This window comes from Oceanimonas sp. AH20CE76, assembly GCF_039654065.1.
Taxonomy (GTDB): domain Bacteria; phylum Pseudomonadota; class Gammaproteobacteria; order Enterobacterales; family Aeromonadaceae; genus Oceanimonas; species Oceanimonas smirnovii.
The window spans coordinates 712,453-732,227 of record NZ_CP155481.1 but is presented as its reverse complement, the minus strand read 5'-3'; the positions used below and the strand labels follow the sequence as shown (position 1 = coordinate 732,227).

15 protein-coding genes, 4 tRNA genes and 1 pseudogene are annotated in these 19,775 nt (G+C 57.7%); 2 read left to right on the top strand and 18 right to left on the bottom strand.

The window, feature by feature from the left end; translation table 11 throughout:
- Entirely contained in the window at positions 1-894 is an 894-nt protein-coding gene (oxyR, locus tag N2M06_RS03570; RefSeq protein ID WP_317074493.1) for a DNA-binding transcriptional regulator OxyR, read from the top strand.
- A 47-nt stretch (positions 895-941) separates the two neighbouring features.
- Here oxyR and N2M06_RS03565 read toward each other — a convergent pair.
- The 14 genes and pseudogenes from N2M06_RS03565 to N2M06_RS03500 all read right to left on the bottom strand — a co-directional run bounded on the left by N2M06_RS03565 (position 942) and on the right by N2M06_RS03500 (position 13,711).
- Positions 942-1,018, bottom strand: a tRNA-Arg gene (locus N2M06_RS03565).
- 25 nt (positions 1,019-1,043) lie between these two features.
- Positions 1,044-1,120, bottom strand: a tRNA-Arg gene (locus N2M06_RS03560).
- Positions 1,121-1,145: 25 nt separating this feature from the next.
- A tRNA-Arg gene (locus tag N2M06_RS03555) sits at positions 1,146-1,222 on the bottom strand.
- A gap of 11 nt (positions 1,223-1,233) precedes the next feature.
- Positions 1,234-1,326 (bottom strand) — tRNA-Ser (locus N2M06_RS03550).
- A gap of 140 nt (positions 1,327-1,466) precedes the next feature.
- Positions 1,467-1,658 (bottom strand): carbon storage regulator CsrA, encoded by a 192-nt coding sequence (gene csrA, locus N2M06_RS03545; protein ID WP_019933193.1) that lies wholly within the window; start codon positions 1,656-1,658, stop codon positions 1,467-1,469.
- Positions 1,659-1,874: 216 nt separating this feature from the next.
- Positions 1,875-4,502 carry an alanine--tRNA ligase gene (gene alaS, locus N2M06_RS03540; protein ID WP_346351612.1) on the bottom strand — a complete coding sequence of 876 codons (2,628 nt, stop codon included), beginning with the start codon at positions 4,500-4,502 and terminating at the stop codon, positions 1,875-1,877.
- A 102-nt stretch (positions 4,503-4,604) separates the two neighbouring features.
- Positions 4,605-5,069 (bottom strand): regulatory protein RecX, encoded by a 465-nt coding sequence (locus tag N2M06_RS03535; RefSeq protein ID WP_019933191.1) that lies wholly within the window; start codon positions 5,067-5,069, stop codon positions 4,605-4,607.
- A gap of 44 nt (positions 5,070-5,113) precedes the next feature.
- The gene (gene recA / locus N2M06_RS03530; protein WP_346351611.1) at positions 5,114-6,181 is read right to left on the bottom strand and encodes a recombinase RecA; all 1,068 of its coding nucleotides are present in this window, start codon (positions 6,179-6,181) and stop codon (positions 5,114-5,116) included.
- A gap of 74 nt (positions 6,182-6,255) precedes the next feature.
- Complete coding sequence (locus tag N2M06_RS03525) at positions 6,256-6,741, bottom strand: CinA family protein (RefSeq protein WP_346351610.1); 486 nt, start codon at positions 6,739-6,741, stop codon at positions 6,256-6,258.
- A gap of 160 nt (positions 6,742-6,901) precedes the next feature.
- Entirely contained in the window at positions 6,902-8,026 is a 1,125-nt protein-coding gene (locus N2M06_RS03520; RefSeq protein WP_228212254.1) for an ABC transporter permease, read from the bottom strand.
- A 1-nt stretch (position 8,027) separates the two neighbouring features.
- Positions 8,028-10,745, bottom strand: a complete 2,718-nt coding sequence (gene rbbA, locus N2M06_RS03515; RefSeq protein ID WP_346351609.1) for a ribosome-associated ATPase/putative transporter RbbA — start codon at positions 10,743-10,745, stop codon at positions 8,028-8,030.
- Between the two features lies 1 nt (position 10,746).
- A complete protein-coding gene (locus N2M06_RS03510) occupies positions 10,747-11,817 on the bottom strand; it encodes an HlyD family efflux transporter periplasmic adaptor subunit (RefSeq protein ID WP_346351608.1) in 1,071 nt (356 codons plus the stop codon).
- Positions 11,818-12,266: 449 nt separating this feature from the next.
- Positions 12,267-13,391: pseudogene (locus N2M06_RS03505) on the bottom strand (ISAs1 family transposase).
- A gap of 65 nt (positions 13,392-13,456) precedes the next feature.
- Complete coding sequence (locus N2M06_RS03500; RefSeq protein WP_346351607.1) at positions 13,457-13,711, bottom strand: hypothetical protein; 255 nt, start codon at positions 13,709-13,711, stop codon at positions 13,457-13,459.
- A gap of 110 nt (positions 13,712-13,821) precedes the next feature.
- Here N2M06_RS03500 and mutS point away from each other — a divergent pair, with 110 nt between their 5' ends.
- A complete protein-coding gene (mutS, locus tag N2M06_RS03495) occupies positions 13,822-16,365 on the top strand; it encodes a DNA mismatch repair protein MutS (RefSeq protein WP_346352149.1) in 2,544 nt (847 codons plus the stop codon).
- A 219-nt stretch (positions 16,366-16,584) separates the two neighbouring features.
- Here mutS and rpoS read toward each other — a convergent pair whose 3' ends face one another.
- From rpoS to N2M06_RS03475, 4 genes are read right to left on the bottom strand one after another with little or no spacing between them, the layout of a single operon-like run.
- Positions 16,585-17,568 (bottom strand): RNA polymerase sigma factor RpoS, encoded by a 984-nt coding sequence (gene rpoS, locus N2M06_RS03490; RefSeq protein WP_346351606.1) that lies wholly within the window; start codon positions 17,566-17,568, stop codon positions 16,585-16,587.
- Between the two features lie 42 nt (positions 17,569-17,610).
- Positions 17,611-18,543: a peptidoglycan DD-metalloendopeptidase family protein gene (locus tag N2M06_RS03485; protein ID WP_346351605.1), complete on the bottom strand. Its 933-nt coding sequence runs from the start codon at positions 18,541-18,543 to the stop codon at positions 17,611-17,613.
- A 32-nt stretch (positions 18,544-18,575) separates the two neighbouring features.
- Entirely contained in the window at positions 18,576-19,157 is a 582-nt protein-coding gene (locus N2M06_RS03480) for a YqaA family protein (protein ID WP_019933185.1), read from the bottom strand.
- Positions 19,154-19,774: a protein-L-isoaspartate(D-aspartate) O-methyltransferase gene (locus N2M06_RS03475; protein ID WP_019933184.1), complete on the bottom strand. Its 621-nt coding sequence runs from the start codon at positions 19,772-19,774 to the stop codon at positions 19,154-19,156. Before N2M06_RS03475 ends, N2M06_RS03480 begins: the two co-directional genes overlap by 4 nt.
- Position 19,775: the final 1 nt, after the last annotated feature.

The window sequence follows — 19,775 nt, the reverse complement described above, 5'->3', positions numbered from 1 at the left end:
GTGAATTTACGGGATTTGGAATATCTGGTGGCGCTCGCAGAAGAGCGCCATTTTCGTAAGGCGGCAGAAAAATGTTTTGTCAGCCAGCCCACCCTCAGCGGTCAGCTGCGCAAGCTGGAAGATGAGCTGGGTGTACTGCTGATGGAACGCACTTCCCGCAAGGTGTTATTTACCCCGGCAGGTGACGCCATTACCGCTCAGGCTCGCCGGGTGCTGGCCGCTACCAAGGATCTGCGTGACATTGCCCGCACCTTTACCGAGCCCATGTCCGGTGAGCTGCACATTGGCCTGATTCCTACCGTAGGGCCTTATTTACTGCCCCATATTATTCCCGCTCTGAGGCAACACTTTCCTGAGCTGCAAATCTTCTTATACGAAGCCCAGACCCAGGTGCTGCTAAAGCAACTGGCCGACGGCGATCTCGACTGCCTTATTCTGGCCCAACTGGATGATATGGATAATTTCGGCTCCATACCGCTCTACGACGAGCCCATGTTGCTTGCCTTGCCCGCAGGCGACAAGTGGGCCGAGCGAACTGAGATTGGTCTTGAGGAGCTTAAGGGCGAGAAATTACTGATGCTGGAAGACGGCCATTGCTTGCGGGATCAGGCCATGGGTTTCTGTTTTGCCGCCGGTATAGGCGAAGACAGCCACTTCAAGGGCACCAGCCTGGAAACCCTGCGCAATATGGTGGCGGCCGGCTCAGGCCTTACGCTTATTCCCAAACTGGCCGTGACTGAACACAAAGAAGACAGCGGCGTGCGCTATCTCAGCGTCACCAACCCCTGCCCCAGCCGGACCATTACTCTGCTGCACCGGTCGCACTCAGTGCGCCGCCCCTGCTTTAATGAAATGGCCCGGGTGATCAGCCGTTTGCTGAGCGAGCTGCTGTAACAAATACAGAAAAGCAAAAAGCCGGCACAAGGCCGGCTTTTCTAATATGGCGCATCCGGGAGGATTCGAACCTCCGACCGCTCGGTTCGTAGCCGAGTACTCTATCCAGCTGAGCTACGGATGCATAACAGGTCGCGTTTATTTTCAGATGGCGCATCCGGGAGGATTCGAACCTCCGACCGCTCGGTTCGTAGCCGAGTACTCTATCCAGCTGAGCTACGGATGCTTTTCTGAAAAACACTTTTAAACAATGGCGCATCCGGGAGGATTCGAACCTCCGACCGCTCGGTTCGTAGCCGAGTACTCTATCCAGCTGAGCTACGGATGCACTACAAAAAATGGCGGTGAAGGAGGGATTCGAACCCTCGATGCGGGTATAAGCCGCATACTCCCTTAGCAGGGGAGCGCCTTCAGCCTCTCGGCCACCTCACCGTGTTTGCGGGGCGTATATTACCGCCGGGCCAAAATAAGTCAAACACTTTTCCAACCCGATTTTTTCGTTCGAACAGACTTTAACCATTTGGGCGCAAAAGCCATCAAAAAGAATGAAAAACACCCCGTAAAACTGAAAATTAATACTGGCTGTCGTCGCCGGTACCCTTTTCTGCCTGTATCCGCATGTAGATTTCTTCGCGGTGTACAGACACTTCTTTGGGTGCATTTACACCAATGCGCACCTGGTTACCCTTAACACCCAGCACGGTGACAGTGACTTCGTCACCGATCATCAGGGTTTCACCTACCCGACGGGTCAAAATTAGCATATGGCTGCTCCTGTTTTGGCTATCTGTTAGTAAAAAATGTTGTTTATTATCCGATAAAGGCGACGAAAAACCCAGCCTTCCTGTGGCATGAAATGGGGTAAAACATCGTCAAAATCAAGAGGCCTGTCAAAGACAGGCCTCTTTTACTGTTCGGCGTATGGCTGCCGACTCAAATTATAGACGCTGTTAGGTAATAACAGGTCGTTTCAGCTGCGATCAGAGGCGCTCGCCCAGCCAGCCGGACACAGACTCCAGCGCCGCCGGCAGGGCTGCCGGCTCACTGCCACCAGCCTGGGCCATGTCCGGGCGGCCACCGCCCTTGCCACCCACCTGCTGGGCCACCATGTTGACCAGCTCGCCGGCTTTCACCTTGCCGGTGAGATCCTTGGTGACGCCGGCAATCAGGCTGACCTTGTCACCGGTAACAGTGCCCAGCACCACCACACCGGACTGCAGCTTGGACTTGAGATCGTCCAGGGTGCCGCGCAGTGATTTGGCATCTACCCCTTCCAGATTGGCGATCAGCACCTTGTTGCCGTTGATCTCAACCACCTGATCCAGCAAGGACGCGCCGGCCTGTGCCGCCAGCTTGCCCTTGAGCTGCTCAATTTCCTTTTCCAGCTGACGGCTGCGCTCCAGCACCTGACGCACCTTGGCCGATACCGAGAAGGTATCACCCTTGACCAGGCTGGCAGCCTGGGCAATTTCGTGATCAAGCTGATGCAGATAGGCCAGGGCCGCTTCACCGGTGACGGCCTCAATGCGGCGCACACCGGCGGCAATGCCGCTTTCCGAGAGAATTTTGAACAGACCGATATCACCGGTCCGGCTGACGTGAGTACCACCACAGAGCTCGGTAGATACCTCGCCCATGGATACGACCCGCACTTCGCTTTCGTCATATTTCTCGCCGAACAGCGCCATGGCACCGGCCTGTTTGGCCCCTTCCAGATCCATCAGCTGAGTGGCCACCGGCAGGTTGGCGCGAATGTCGCGGTTGACCATGTCTTCCACTTCCCGCAGTTCCTGGGCACTCATGGCTTCCAGGTGAGAGAAGTCAAAACGCAGCCGCTCGGGCTCGACCAGCGAGCCTTTCTGGGTAACATGCTCGCCCAGCAGCTTGCGCAGGCTGGCATGCAGCAGGTGAGTCACGGAATGGTTCAGTGCCGTGGCCTGACGGCGGGCACCGTCAACGGCCGCAGAGACGGACTCACCCGTTTCCAGGGTACCCAGCTCCAGATGGCCCAGGTGCAAAATGCCGTTACCCGCCTTTTGCGTGTCTTTCACCACAAACAGGCCGTCGTCCATGCGGATCACGCCCGCATCCCCCACCTGACCACCCGACTCGGCGTAGAAGGGGGTAGTATCAAGTACTACCGCGCCTTCTTCACCGGCAATCAGGGCATTCACCGGCTCACTGCCCTTGAACAGCGCGGTCACCTTGCCCGCCTGAGCCAGGTGCTCATAACCGGTAAAGGCAGTTTCACCCTCTACCTTGATGGCTTTGGTGTAGTCCACGCCAAAGTTGGAGGCTTCCTTGGCCCGGGTGCGCTGTTGCTGCATCTGGGTTTCAAAGCCGGCCTCATCAATGCTGAGCTCACGGTCCCGCAGCACGTCGGCAGTCAGATCCGCCGGAAAACCGTAGGTATCGTAGAGCTTGAACACCACTTCACCGGGCAGCACCTTGCTCTCGCCCAGCTCATTGATGGCGTCTTCCAGCAGCTGCAGGCCACGGTCGAGAGTACGGGCAAACTGCTCTTCCTCCAGCCGCAGCACCTTCTCGATGATCGGCCGCTGACTGTTCAGCTCGGGATAGGCATCGCTCATCTGCTCGCACAGGGAACCCACCAGAGTATGGAAGAAGGTCTTGTCGGCACCCAGCTTGCGGCCGTGGCGCACGGCACGGCGAATAATACGGCGCAGCACATAGCCCCGGCCTTCGTTGGAGGGCATGACGCCATCGGCAATCAGGAAGGAGCAGGAACGAATATGGTCGGCAATCACCCGCAGCGACTTGTTGTCGAGATCAGTGGTGCCCACCGCCTCGGCCGCTGCCTTGATCAGCGCCTGAAACAGATCGATTTCATAGTTGGAGTGCACGCCCTGCAAAATGGTGGCGATACGCTCCAGCCCCATGCCGGTGTCGACCGACGGCTTGGGCAGCGGCTCCATGGTGCCGTCGGCATGACGGTTGAACTGCATGAACACCAGGTTCCAGATTTCGATATAGCGGTCACCGTCTTCTTCCGGGCTGCCGGGAGGGCCACCCCAGATATGCTCGCCGTGATCGTAGAAGATCTCGGTGCAGGGGCCGCAGGGGCCGGTGTCACCCATGGTCCAGAAGTTGTCGGACGCGTATTTGGCACCTTTGTTGTCACCGATGCGCACAATGCGATCCACCGGCACACCAATTTCCTGAGACCAGATACCAAAGGCTTCGTCGTCGGTCTCATACACTGTGACCCAGAGTTTTTCCTTGGGCAGCTTGACCACGTCGGTCAGGAATTCCCAGGCAAAGCGAATGGCGTCCTGTTTGAAGTAGTCACCAAAGCTGAAGTTACCCAGCATTTCAAAGAAAGTGTGGTGACGGGCGGTGTAACCCACGTTTTCCAGATCGTTGTGCTTGCCGCCGGCACGCACGCAACGCTGGGAGCTGACCGCTCTGTTGTAGGCCCGCTGCTCCAGACCCAGGAACAAGTCCTTGAACTGGTTCATGCCGGCATTGGTAAACAGCAGGGTCGGGTCGTTGTGGGGTACCAGCGAGCTGGACGCCACCACCTGGTGTCCTTGCTGGCGGAAATATTCGAGAAACGCGTTGCGTAACTCAGACGTGGTCATTCGCATGGAAAATCCTGTTGATAGCTTGGTAGGCAATTACTCCCATAATTTAAAAGGAATGGGCAGCAATGTAAAACGCGTCATGGCGCGCGTGGGTGTGAAAAAGCGTTATTGGTCGCCGGCTTCAAGGGCATAACGAATGTGATCCGGGCCAAACCCCCTCGCCTGCAGATAACGCATGCGCCGGGCCCGCTCTTTGAAATCGGGAATGGGGGCATCACCAAAACGAGCGAAATGACACTCCCGGGCCAGCTCAAACCAGTCGGTTTCTTCTTGCTCAAGCGCTGTGGCAATCTCGTCGGGATGAACGCCTTTGCGCTGCAGCTCGGCACGAATACGCTGAGGACCATGCTTTTTGTAGATGTGCTGACGCACCTGCACTTCGGCAAAGCGCGCGTCCTGCAGCCATTGCTGTTGCTCCAGCTTGTTCAGGGTGCGGGTAATGGCCTCCTGCTCAAACTCGCGCTGGCGCAGCTTTTGCTCCAGTTCCCGCCGGCTGTGATCCCGCCGGGACAGAATTCGCAGGGCACAGTCCCACACGGGCTGATCCGGATTGGATGATTCAAATAACATGCCTGTCTCTTAACACAAAGGCCGGGCATTGCCCGGCCTTGTTATCAGAATTCGGCGTTATCGTCAGGGCCGTCCAGTTCCGGCAGGGCTTCACCCTTGCCGTCAGCGTCAGCCGCCGCTCCCGGAGCCAGCAACAGCATCTGGCGCAGTTGCTGCTCAATTTCTTCGGCAATACTGGTGTGCTCCAGCAGATATTTGATGGAGTTGGCCTTGCCCTGGCCAATTTTATCGCCCTTGTAGCTGTACCAGGCACCGGCTTTTTCAATCAGCTTGTGCTTCACGCCCAGCTCGATCAGCTCGCCTTCCTTGGAGATACCGGCGCCGTACATGATCTGGAACTCGGCCTGTTTGAACGGCGGTGCCACCTTGTTCTTGACTACCTTAACCCGGGTTTCGTTACCCACCACTTCATCACCTTCCTTGATGGAGCCGATGCGGCGAATATCGAGGCGTACCGAAGAGTAGAATTTAAGCGCGTTACCACCGGTGGTGGTTTCCGGGCTGCCGAACATCACACCGATTTTCATGCGGATCTGGTTGATGAAAATACACAGGCAGTTGGCGCTCTTGATATTACCGGTCAGCTTACGCAGCGCCTGAGACATCAGACGAGCCTGCAGGCCAACGTGGGAGTCACCCATTTCGCCTTCAATCTCGGCGCGGGGAGTCAATGCCGCGACAGAGTCAACAATAATGACGTCAACGGCACCGGAACGAACCAGCATGTCGCAGATTTCCAGAGCCTGTTCACCGGTATCGGGCTGGGACACCAGCAGATCGTCAACGTTCACACCCAGCTTGCCGGCATACACCGGGTCCAGTGCGTGCTCGGCATCCACAAAGGCACATACCTTGCCTGCGCGCTGTGCCTGGGCAATCACCTGCAGGGTCAGGGTGGTTTTACCGGAAGACTCGGGACCGTAAATTTCAACAATGCGGCCGGTGGGCAGGCCACCAATGCCCAGAGCGATGTCCAGAGACAGGGAGCCGGTGGAAATGGCTTCAACATTCAAAGCCTTGTTGTCGCCCAAACGCATGATGGAACCCTTGCCAAACTGTTTTTCAATCTGACCCAGGGCGGCGGCCAAGGCTTTTTCTTTGTTCTGATCCATAAAATGCTCCGCTGAAATTGACTGGTGCTTAATTTTAGAAACTGAGGTTGAGTATACTGGTTATTCGTACAGTATCAAGTGGGTTTTTGTTCAAGCAGAGACAGGCAACATGCCAGTGCCTGAATCACGGTCTGATGACGTACCGCCGCCCGATCACCATCCAGCTGCAACAGCCGGCACTCGAGCAGGCCGGTACCGGCCATATAACAGGCAAGCCAGACGGTACCCACCGGCTTCTCAGGACTACCACCACCGGGGCCGGCGACACCGGTTACCGCCACACCAAGATCGCAGCCAGAGTGTAAGCAGGCACCGCGCACCATGGCCTCGGCAACTTCCCGGCTGACCGCACCATGTTGCTCAATCAGCGCCATATCTACCCCAAGCATGTCGTGTTTGGCGGCATTGGAATAGGTGACGAAGCCCCGATCAAACCAGGCTGAACTGCCGGCAATGTCGGTCATAGCACAGGCGATACCGCCGCCGGTACAGGACTCTGCGGTGACCATCATAAGGTGTTGACGCGCCAGCGCCTCGCCCAATTGTCGTGCCAAAGTCATGCTGTCCAACCGTGGTTCCTCCCACTCACCGAAAGCGCCTATTATGCCGGTTGCCATGTCTCGGCTCCATGGCCCAGACCAATAAATGATTCATGGTCCGCTCACCAGACTGGGGACCGATACAATGTTCACTGGTGTTACTCTTGTTCTCGGGCCCCGTTCAGGCCATCTGGCTCAGGGTTTTTCTGAAGCGGGCCAGAGCCACGGTGAAAAAGACACCGCCGATCAGCAGCAAGTAAAGCAGTTCGGGCCAGACCACGGACAACCCCGCTCCCCGGTACAAAATAGCCTGGCTCAGGGACACGAAATGAGTGGTGGGCGCCGCCAGCATCAGTTCCTGCACCAGCTGGGGCATGCTCTCCCGGGGAGTGGAGCCTCCCGACAGCAGCTGCAGGGGTAACAGCACCAGCATCATCAGCAGTCCGAACTGGGGCATGGTGCGGGCCTGGGTGGCCAGGAAAATACCCATGGAAGTGGTGGCGAACAGATGTACCGTCGTGCCCAGCAGGAACAAACTTATCGAGCCCTCTATCGGCACTCGCAGTGTCCCCTGAACCACCAGGGCCATGGACAGGGCCACCGCGGCCAGCACCACCAGCCCCATGGACCAAACCTTGGCCAGCATGATCTCGGTGGGAGTGACCGGCATCACCAGCAGGTGCTCTATGGTACCGTGTTCCCGCTCCCGGATCAGGGCCGCCCCGGTGAGGATGATGGACAGCATGGTAACGTTGTTGATGAGCTCCATCACCGCCCCGAACCAGGACCGCTCCAGATTGGGGTTGAAGCGCATGCGTACCGCCAGATCCACCGGCAGTTCACTGTCGGTCCGGTAGCGCCGCACGAAATCGTCAACCTCCTCCTGGATGATTTGCTGGATCGAGCCACTACCGGTAAAGGCCTGGCTCATACGAGTGGCGTCCACGTTCAGTTGCAGGGCCGGCGACCGGCCCGCCAGCACATCCTGCTGGAATCCGGGTGGTATGTTAATCACGAAGGTATAGCGTCCCGCATCCATCCCCGGATCCATCTCGTCCAGAGAAATCATCGCCGGATCCTTGAAACGGGGAGGATAAAAAGCCGCCGCTATCCGCCCCGACAAGGGGGAGTTGTCTTCGTCCACGATAGCAATGGGAGCGCCATGCAGGGTCTCCGGCATGGCAGTGGCGGCGGTGTAGATGGCGACGGAGAAGGTATAAACGATCAGTACCAGCATGATGGGATCCCGCACCAGACTCCACAACTCCTTGACCCCGAGCCGAAATATGTTGGCAAGCGCTCGCATCTTACCGCTCCTGTTTTTTAAGCAGGGCCACCGACAGCCCCAGAATGACGGGTACCGCCAGCAGCAGCGGCCAGAAAGAGGCGCTCAAATCCCCAAAGCCCAAGGCCTTGCCAAACACGCCCCGGCTGATGTTGAGGAAATGGGTGGCCGGATAGATCTGGCCGATCAGGGCTCCCATCCCTTCCAGAGAGGACACCGGGTTAAGCACTCCTGAGAACTGGATGGCCGGCAGCAGAGTGCCGATCATGGTCACAAACATGGCGGCGATCTGGCTGCGGGTGAACGTAGAGGCAAAGAGCCCGAAGCCGGTAGAAAACAACACAAACAGCCATGCCCCCAAGGCCAGGGTGGCGAAGCTGCCGGTCAGCGGCACCTCGAACAGAGTGATCGCCAAAGCGACCATCAGCAGGAAGTTCAGCATGGCAAGCAACACATAGGGCAATTGCTTACCGAGCAGAAACTCCGTTCTGGACACAGGAGTCACATAGAGGTTGATGATGGAGCCCAGTTCCTTTTCCCGTACCACCGCCAGAGCAGTGAGCATGGCGGGAATCATCAACAGCAGTATGGGGATCACCGCCGGCACCATGGCCGGCAGGCTGCGCACGTCCGGATTGTAGCGGAAGCGGGTCTCGATTGTAGCCGACCCCGTGGCGCTCTGTCCCAGACTATAGCGGGCCTGCTCCCGCAGCCAACTGTAGTGCATGCCCTGCACATAACCGCTGATGGTCTCCGCACGGAGCGGCATGGCCCCGTCCACCCAGACGCCGATCTCCACCTGATTGCCGCGCTTGAGCTCCCGAGCGAAGCCTGGCGGTATCTCTATGGCCAGGGATAGCTCGCCGCTGCGCATACGCCGGTCCAGCTCCTGATAATCACTCAAGGGCGGCTGCTCGATAAAATAACGGGAGCCCGACAGGTTGAGGGTGTAGTTTTGGCTCAGCCCGGACTGATCCCTGTCCAGCACGGCGTAACGAAGATCCTCCACGTCCATGCCGATGCCATATCCCATAATGAACATCAGCAGCACCGTGCCCAACAGAGCCAGAGCGGCACGAACCGGATCCCGAGCCAGTTGCATCGCCTCCAGCCGGCTGAAGCTGAGCATGCGCCCCAGGCTGAAACCCTGCCGGTGCGGAGTCGCCGGAGTGGCGGACGCCGCCGGGGCCACGGGTGGCGTTTCCTCCGGGCCCGCCGCCTGTTCCAGGTAGTGGATAAATACCTGCTCCAGGGTGTCGGCCCCGTGCTGCTCCACCAGGGCGGCCGGTGCGTCACTCACCAGTACCCGTCCCGCATGCATCAGGGATATACGATCGCAGCGCTCAGCCTCATTCATAAAGTGGGTGGTAATAAAAATGGTCACCCTATCCTTGCGAGCCAGTTCGATCAGCAATTGCCAGAACTGATCCCGGGCGACCGGATCAACCCCCGAAGTGGGCTCATCCAGAATCAGCAGCTCGGGGCTGTGTACCATGGCCACCGCCAGCGACAACCGCTGGCGGATCCCCATAGGCAGTCGCTCCGGCAGAGCATGACGCACCTCCTCCAGGTCGAAGCGACGGATCATTTCCTCTACCCGGTCAGATATTGCCGCCTCCGCCACCCGGAACAGGCGGGCATGCAATACCAGGTTCTGCAATACCGTCAGCTCGGAGTAGAGGGAAAACGCCTGGGACATATAGCCCACCCGCCGGCGGGTAGCTATGTCGTTGCCGTCCACTGGCTGGCCAAACAGCCAGGCCTGGCCCTCGGATACAGGCAACAGACCGGTCAGCATCTTCATGGTAGTGGACTTGCCGCAACCGTTGGAGCCGAGAAAGCCGAAGATCTCCCCCCGGCGGATCTGGAAGTTGACCTTATCCACTGCCACGAAGTCGCCGAAACGCATGGTCAGCTCCCGAGCTTCAATGGCGATCTCCTCGTCTTCGGTCAGTTCCAGGGGGGGGATCACCACCTCCCGGTGACCCTGGCGGCGGGATTCGGGTAGCAAAGCGATAAAGGCGCGCTCCAGGCTCGGACAGCCAGTTCGGGCGAGCAGTTCATTCGGGCTGCCCGTGGCCAGTACCCGGCCCGCGTCCATGGCCACCAGCCAGTCGAAGCCTGCCGCTTCCTCCATGTAGGCGGTGGCCACCAGCACGCTCATCTCGGGCCGCTCGGCCCGGATACGATCGATCAGGTTCCAGAATTGGCTGCGTGCCAGGGGATCCACCCCGGTAGTGGGCTCATCCAAAATCAGCAGCCGGGGATCGTGGATCAGGGCGCAACACAGCCCCAGCTTCTGTTTCATGCCGCCGGACAGCTTGCCGGCGGGGCGGCTCAGGAAGGGATAAAGGCCGGTACTGCGGGTCAAATCCTCGATGCGCCGGCGTCGCTCGGCCTTATTGTGGCCGAACAGGCGACCGAAGAACTGCAGGTTCTCCTCTACCGACAGAGTGGGATAGAGATTCTTGCCCAACCCCTGGGGCATATACGCGATATGGGGACAAACCCGGTTCCGGTGTGCGGCATCGGCCATACTACCTTCCATCACCCGCACCCGGCCCTGCTGCACCGCCCTTGCGCCGGCCAGCAGCGACAGCAAACTGGACTTGCCCACCCCGTCCGGGCCAATAAAGCCCACCATGCGCCCGGCGGGAATGGCAAGATCAATGCCATCCAACGCCCGAGTCTCTCCATATTGCAGACAGACGCCCTCTGCATGGGCCACATGCGCCTTCATCTCAGGGTTCCAGCTTGACGGTCAGATCCTCAGGCCAGGGCTGGTGCTGATCCAGCCTAACCCATACCACGCCGGGCAGCCCCGTTTTTACCTGGGTAAGATGGGCCCGGAGCAGATCCGGATCCACCTGGGCGCGCACCCGGAACATCAGTTTCTGCCGCTCGCTGGCGGTTTCCACCGTTTTGGGTGTGTACTGGGCGATATCCGAGATAAAAGAGATGCGCGCCGGGATCACGTATTCCGGCGCCGCGTCCAGCAGGATACGCGCCTCGCTGCCGAGCGCCAGCCGCCCCACCAGCTCGGAAGGCAGAAAAAAGGTCATATATACATCGGTCAGATCCACCAGGTTGAGCACCTTGCCACCGCCACCCAGCACCTCTCCCGGCTGGGCTATCAGGTACTGCACCCGCCCATCCCGGGGAGCGCTGAGCTGGCTGTCGTCAATATCCGCCTGGATACGGGCGATAGTGGCCGCTGCTGCCGCTACCGCTGACTCGGTCCCTACTACTTGGGCCCGAGCCGCCTCAACCCCGGCTTCGGCGGCATTGACCTGGGCCCGGGCCGCACTCACAGCAGCACTGGCCCCGAGCAAGGCCGCCTTGTCGTCGTCCAACTGCTGCTGAGACAAAGATCCCCTGCCGGTCAGCACCCGGGAGCGTTCATAGCGCCGGCGAGCGGCGTCTTCCTCCGCCTCCCGCTGGGCCACCAGAGCCCGCGCCGCCTGCTGTTCGCTCTCCCGCGCCAGCACCTGAGCACGAGCGCTGTTAACCGCATTCAAGGCCTGCTGGTGCTGGGCCCTGGCCTCCTCCCGCTGAGCCTCCAGCACCGTCACCTGCATCCGGGCCAAAGGCATGCCGGCCTGCACGAAGCTACCCTCTCGAACCAGTATCTCCTCCACCCGGCCAGCCTGCTTGGTGGCTACATCGATCTCAGTCGCCTCGATACGTCCATTGCCGCTGACAAAACCATCCCCATAACCGGAGTCAAGGCTCCCCTGCCAGACATAAGCGGCGACGGCAGCTACCGCCAATAAAGCCAGCAGCAGAAGATGTTTTTTATTTATATTTTTCATTTATCTCACCCAGGATATAAAAAGGTGTTCCAAACAGTTCTTCCCGATTATGACAGTCGACGGTGTACCCGATCAGGCTAAACCAGAATTATCTGCCCCTTGGAGGCAATAAGAGCAATAAGGAAAATATTAAGCACCCCGTACCCTACAAACAGCATTATCTAAAGAGACGGCAACGCACCAGCCGTGGGAGAGCCTCGTACTCTCTCCGGTTTTTTATTATTTGAAACAGTCAGTTGAGCTTTTTTACTCGATAAAACCAACCGACGACATGTATAAAAATAACACAATGGAGTTAAAGCTCTAAGCTGTATTTTCACCCTGACCGATAATACTGTCCCAAGCTAAAAAAACTTTTCAAAATCAATGTCCCAGATCAAAGAATCTCATTTTTTAATTTAAACATCATCTTTCCCATACTCCTTTATGCAGGGCGACCGCATGAATGTTCAGTTTTTCATCAACTCTGATATCCCTGCTTTAAGCACCTTTTCAAGGTGCTCGGTTTTCATCCAGCACCGTCTTTGTTTGCCAACGATGCTCAGCTTGGTTGGCTCCGCTCTGAGCATGTTGAGCGCCATGTGCCGTAGGCAGGCCAGGTTTTCCGCTGCGTTATCCTTGTAAATCTGGCAGGCGTCTTCCTGCATGCTGACGTCCAGAACCCAGTGCATGGACTCAATCGCCCAATGCTCTCGAACTGCCCGGGCGAGTTGCTCTGCATCCATCGCCTTTGAGCTAATGTAGTAACGATATTCCAGCTGAACAGGTCCGCCCTTTTCGGTACGGAATCTTTCAACCATGGCAACGGTTTTCAAACCTTTCCAGCAGGAGAAGTCCCCCGCTAACTGTTCACTATCAAGCACATAGCTACGCCGGGATTCGATGCAGCCATGATGAACCTCCGTCTTCATATGGTTATCCGGCGCGGCGGCACGCTATGTTGCGAACAGCGCTTGAACAGCACGAGCAAGCTTGCTTTGGTTGCCTTTTACCGCCAGAAGATAGTCACCCCCCTGGTCCACAATCATCTTGGCAATCTTGGTTTGGCAGCCCATCGCATCGATGGACACCAGCGCCCCACGCAGGTAGAGCAGTCTGAGCAGCTCCGGTATGGCGGTAATTTCGTTGCTTTTGCTGTCCGTTTTCAGCTGACCCAGCACCAATTTGTTGGCGGAGGCATAGGCGCTGATCATGTGAATGGTGGAGAGACGATCTTCCCGGTTATAGGAGCCCCGCAGGGTCTTGCCATCAATAGCCACCAACTCGCCTTGGGTCAGTTCATGTACCGCCTGCATCCAGCGCAGAAAGCACTTACGGAAGAGCTCGGGCTTGATAGCGGAGATAATACGAGCAATGGTGTCGTCCGCCGGTACGCCCTCCAGAAACAGACCTTGCTCGCGGAACCAGTCGTGATGGCCAAGAAGGTACTCGCGGATCTCGAACCAGCCTCGAGCCCCCGCGATAATGGCACACAGTGTGCCGAACAGCACATCGAACAGCGGATACGTGACTTTGGCGCTCTGCCGATGATCTTCAACCGGCTTGAAATGCTCTTTAAAGGCGTCGAGAGACATGGATTCGGACCTAAAAATAAGCATAAGCTCACAGCCTGCTGGCTGCGTCAACCACCTCTGTTTGTTTAAAAAACGTTCACGATCTTGCCCTGCTCCTTTATGTTAACCGAATCATTACATTCTGTTTGCATAGTGCAAATAACCGAACCCGATGATGGTTTATTGTTGACCACGTTCGGCATCAAAATGGTTCCTTCTAAAATAGCAGTTGTCAGCCATCCGACAGGAAGCACCACCACCTGCGGTGTGCGCAACTTTTGCCAGGCACAATTGTTCCCGACGGCGGAGGTCTGATACTCTTTAGGTCCCGTCCGTGGCATACCCGTCACCTGCCCCATCCAGCCCGGGTAACCCGGACAGCACCAGATCTCATGACAGACAGGGTAAAGGCACCAAGGTGAAAGCGACCGAGCACACACAACACACTCCCATGATGCAGCAATACCTGGCCCTGAAGGCCCAGCATCCGGATATTCTGCTGTTTTATCGCATGGGGGATTTTTACGAACTGTTCTACGACGATGCCAAAAAAGCGTCACGCCTGCTGGACATTTCCCTGACCAAACGCGGCAAGTCAGCGGGCACTGCCATTCCCATGGCAGGGGTGCCCTATCATGCGGCGGAGAATTATCTGGCGCGACTGGTACAGATGGGCGAGTCGGTGGCCATTTGCGAGCAGATTGGCGATCCGGCCACCAGCAAAGGTCCGGTGGAACGCCAGGTGGTGCGTATCGTCACCCCCGGCACCCTGTCTGATGAAGCCCTGCTAAATGAGCGGCAAGACAACTGCCTGGCGGCGGTATATCACGACGGCGAACGTTTCGGTTTTGGCATTCTGGATGTGAGTACCGGTCGCTTTGTGATCAACCAGTTTGAGAAAGAGGAAACCCTCACCGCCGAATTACAGCGCACTCAACCCGCCGAACTGCTGTACCCGGAAGGGTTTGACTGGTTTGGCCTTATCGAGCACCGCAAGGGACTGCGACGCCGGCCCGAGTGGGAATTTGATCTCGGGACCGCCCGTCACCTGCTGTGCCAGCAGTTTGGTACCCGGGATCTGGTGGGATTTGGCGTGGAGCAGTCCATCACAGCCCTGTGCGCCGCCGGCTGTCTGCTGCAGTATGTAAAAGATACTCAGCGCACCGCCCTGCCCCATATCAACAGTGTGCGGCTGGAGCGGCGTCAGGACATGGTGATCATGGATGCTGCCACCCGTCGTAACCTGGAGCTGACCCTGAACCTTTCGGGTACCATGGAAAATACTCTGGCCGAAGTACTGGACTGCACCGCCACCCCCATGGGCAGCCGGCTGCTCAAGCGCTGGATCCACCAGCCCAGCCGCAACAAGGATGAGCTGACACAGCGCCAGGATATTATTGCCACCCTGATGGAAAACGGCCGCCATGAAGACCTTCACCCGCTGCTGCGTCAGGTGGGCGATATGGAACGGGTGCTGGCCCGGCTGGCGCTGCGCTCCGCCCGGCCCCGGGACTTAAGCCGGCTGCGTGCCGCGCTGCAGGCCCAGCCCGACATTCAGGCGGTGCTGGCCGAGGCGAACACCGGGTGTCTGACACCTCTGGCTGAACAGATCTCTGACTTTCCCGCGCTGGCCGAGCTGCTGGAGACCGCCGTGGTCGATACGCCACCAGTGGTGATTCGGGACGGCGGCGTGATCCGCGGTGGCTATAATGCCGAGCTGGATGAGCTGCGTGAGCTGGCCGCCGGGGCGCATCGCTATCTGGAGGAGCTTGAAGCCCGGGAGCGCATTGCCACCGGCATCAGCACCCTGAAAGTGGCTTATAACAAGGTGCACGGTTTTTATATTGATGTGAGCCGGGCCAACGCTCATCTGGTGCCGGTGCATTATGTGCGCCGCCAGACCCTGAAAAACAACGAGCGCTACATTATTCCCGAGCTGAAGGAATATGAAGACAAGGTGCTCAATGCCCAGAGCAAAGGGCTGGCACTGGAAAAACGCCTGTACGAACAACTGCTCGACCGGCTGCTGGAGCATCTGGCACCGCTACAGCAAAGTGCGGCGGCGCTGGCTTGTCTGGATGTGCTGGCCAACCTGGCTGAGCGGGCTGAAAGCCTGGATTATTGCCGCCCTGAGCTGACCGACGATGAAGTGATAACGATAGAGGAAGGCCGCCACCCGGTGGTGGAGCAGGTGATGACGGATCCCTTTATTGCCAACCCGTTATCATTGTCTGATGAACGCAAAATGCTGGTGATCACCGGCCCCAACATGGGCGGTAAGTCCACCTATATGCGCCAGACCGCACTCATTGTGCTGCTGGCCTACATGGGCTCTTTTGTGCCGGCACAATCGGCGCGCATCGGCCGGGTGGATCGGATTTTTACCCGCATCGGTGCGTCCGACGATCTGGCCTCGGGTCGCTCCACCTTTATGGTGGAAATGACCGAAACCGCCAATATTCTTAACAACGCCAGCCGCCACAGCCTGGTGCTGATGGATGAAATAGGCCGCGGCACCAGCACCTATGACGGCCTGGCCCTTGCCTGGGCCTGTGCCGATGCACTGGCCAACCGGCTGCACGCCTATACTCTGTTTGCCACTCATTATTTTGAGCTGACCGCCCTGGCAGCACTGTGGCCGGCAGTGGCCAATGTGCATCTGGATGCGGTGGAGCACGGCGATACCATCGCCTTTATGCATGCGGTACAGGAGGGGGCCGCCAGCCGCTCTTATGGTTTGCAGGTGGCGGCGCTGGCAGGCGTGCCCAGGCCGGTGCTCGCCCTGGCGCGGCAAAAACTGGCTGAGCTGGAGAGCGGCCGGGACGCTCCCGCGCCCGTCGCCGAGCCTCAGGGCTCACTGCCGCTGTTTGACGAGCCGGTGAGTCCGGCGCTGACCTTGTTGGATGAACTGAACCCGGACGAGCTCACTCCGCGCCAGGCGCTGGAGCAGCTGTACCGGTTGAAAGAGGCCAGAAAAGACAGCTGTAAGCTTTAAGCTGTCAGCTATCAGAGGAGCAGCCTGGAAGGTTATCAGTCGTGTTTGTGAACCCGGCTCTGTCTGATACCGGCACTATTCAGCATTAAAAAACCGGCAGAATGACGAATTCTGCCGGTTTTTTTGTACAGCCCTTCAGGGTATGCCGAAGTCACAAGCACAGTCGATGGCTTTCAAGCTCCACCACTTACAGCTGACAGCTTACGGCTTTGTTTTTCGTTATTCGCTGTGAAACAGGGTATCGATGTTCAGGCCCTGCTGGGTGAGAATTTCTTTCAGCCGGCGCAGGGCTTCTACCTGAATTTGGCGCACCCGCTCCCGGGTCAGGCCAATTTCCCGGCCCACGTCTTCCAGGGTGGACGGCTCATAGCCCAGCAGACCAAAACGCCGGGCCAGCACTTCCCGTTGCTTGGGGTTGAGCTCTTCCAGCCAACGCACCAGGCTTACATTCATGTCGTTGTCCTGGGTTTCGGCTTCCGGATCCTTGTCGTTCTCATCGGCCAGCACATCGAGCAGCGCCTTGTCACCGTCACCGCCAATGGGCGTATCGACCGAGCTGATCTTTTCATTCAGCTTGAGCATGCGGGATACGTCTTCCACCGGTTTGTCGAGGGCCTCGGCAATTTCATCGGCGGTGGGCTCGTGATCCAGCCGGTGGGCCAGCTCACGGGCGGTGCGCAGATAAACGTTCAGCTCTTTTACCACATGAATGGGCAGGCGTATGGTGCGGGTCTGGTTCATAATAGCCCGCTCTATGGTCTGACGGATCCACCAGGTGGCATAGGTAGAGAAACGAAAACCGCGCTCGGGATCAAACTTTTCCACCGCGCGGATCAGGCCCAGGTTACCTTCTTCAATCAAATCAAGCAGGGCCAGGCCACGGTTGTTATAACGACGGGAAATTTTAACCACCAGCCGCAGATTGGACTCAATCATCCGCTTGCGGGCGGCAAGATCGCCACGCAAAGCCCGGCGGGCGTAATGAACTTCTTCTTCAGCGGTCAGCAACGGTGAGTAGCCTATCTCTCCCAGGTACAGCTGAGTCACATCCAGACTCCGCAGAACCGGTGCACTCAGGGTTTCTTCTACCTGCTCATCCTCTTTTTCTTCAGCTTCAGCCAGCTCAACATCAGTGACATTCAGCTCTTCGTCCTTGTTAAAGTCTGTTTCTGCGTTTTGGGTGTTGTACTTTTTCTGGCTCATGGCAGTTCTCCCTTAACCCGGGAACAGCCTTATTCCCGGTATTTATCGCTTAGGCAGATATTTTCTCGGGTCAACCGAGTTGCCCTGATGCCGGATTTCAAAGTGCAACCGGACATCAGTCGCATCACTGCTTCCCATATCCGCTATGTGCTGACCTGCTTTCACCGTGTCCTGCTCTTTTACACGCAGTACTTCATTGTGAGCGTAGGCCGACAAGTAATCATCGTTGTGCTTGATAATGATTAAATTGCCATAACCACGTAGCGCATTCCCTGCGTATACCACTTTTCCTGCTGCAGCAGCCTTGACCGCCTGGCCTCTGCTGCCACGAATGTCGATGCCCTTATTGCCGGTTTCCGACAGTGAGAAACCCGATATGACTGCTCCGCTGACGGGCCACTGCCAGGCAACAGGACCATTGACAGACACTTTTTTTTGTACTTCTGTGCCAGCGTATGCTTTTCTTTTGACCGGTGCAACTGCCTTTGGCGATTTTGCAACCTCTGTTTTTTTGGATACAGGCGGGGCTGGTTTCGCCCGGGACCCGGCAGCGACCACCGGCTGGCTGATGGCATGCAACGCCAGTTTCTGACCCACATAAATCCGGTAAGGCGGACGCAGTCCGTTCAGGCTGGCCAGGTCGGCCACTGAGTGCTGAGTGCGGCGGGCAATGCCGCTGAGCGTATCGCCCCGGCGCACTTGATATATGCGCGCCTTGCGGCCTGGCACGTCCAGCTTGAGCGTCTGTCCGGGATAAATACGGTAAGGAGCCCGCAGGCCATTATGCCGGGCCAGAGTGGTCACATCCGTGCCCGCCTGCCAGGCAATGGAATAAAGGGTATCCCCCCTGGCCACCACATAATGACGACCGTTGGCTTTTACCTGACCCTGAGCATGTTCACCCACACCGCGCACCGGTGCAGGCCGTGAAGCAGAGCAGGCCGAAAGCAACTGCAACAGTACCAGACTGATCACAGTTCCTTTTAAGGTCTTGCTCCGCCACATCATCAGTTTCTCAGCAGCAGGTAAGCGATCACGGCGGCAGCAACGCACAGCCAGCCCAGCAGATCAATATAACCAATGAGCTTGCGCTCCATTTTTACGCCGCCCCACACCATCAGTCCCGAGACCAGATAAAAACGCAGGCCACGGCCTATCAGCGACACCAGAATAAAAGGCAGAAAGGCCATTTGCAGCAGACCGGCAGTCACGGTAAACACCTTGTAGGGAATGGGAGTAAAGCTGGCAATAAAGATCACCCAGATGCCCCAGTCATCAAACCACTGCCGGGCCACGGCAATTTTACCTTCATAGCCCATGGTCTGAATAAAAGGCGCGACCAGCGGCTCCCACATGGCATAACCCAGAAGATAGCCAAACGCCGCCCCCAATACCGAGAACACAGTGGCCAGAGCAGCATAACGCCAGGCCTTTTCCGGCTTGGCCAGCGCCATGGGGGCCAGCATGACATCCACCGGCACCGGCCAGAAGATGGACTCCACAAAACTGTTCATGGACAGATAAAAAGGTGCATGGCGGTGTACCGCCCACATCATCACCAAACGGTACAAACGGGAAAACAGCTTCACTCAAGATCACCCTGAATTAAAGGAACAAACCGCACCGGCTCAAGCATGGTGCGATCAAATTGATTGCCCCGGCGCTGATACAGCCACAGTGCCTGCTGGCTGTCTCCTACCGGAATGACCATGCGACCGCCATCCGTCAGCTGCGCCAGTAACGCCGAGGGCACCGAGCTGGCCGCCGCCGTCACAATAATGGCATCGAAGGGTGCCTTGCTGGCCCAGCCTTCCCAGCCATCGCCGTGTTTGGTGCGTACATTATATAAATCAAGGCGCTGCAGCCGACGCCGTGCCTGATATTGCAGCGGCTTGATGCGCTCTATGGTAAAAACCTCGTCTACCAGCTGAGCCAGCACGGCGGTCTGAAAACCTGAGCCGGTGCCAATTTCCAGTACTCTTTGCGGCAGGCCGTCCTGCAGCAGCGTCTGAGTCATGCGCGCTACTATATAAGGCTGCGAGATGGTCTGGCCAAAGCCAATGGGCAGGGCGCTGTTGTCCCAGGCCTTATGGCTCATGGCTTCATCCACAAACTCGTGCCGGGGCAGAGCGGTAATGGCCTTCAGCACTTGTTCATTATCAATGCCCTGCTGTTTCAGCAGGTGATAAAGCTGCTCTGTACGCACC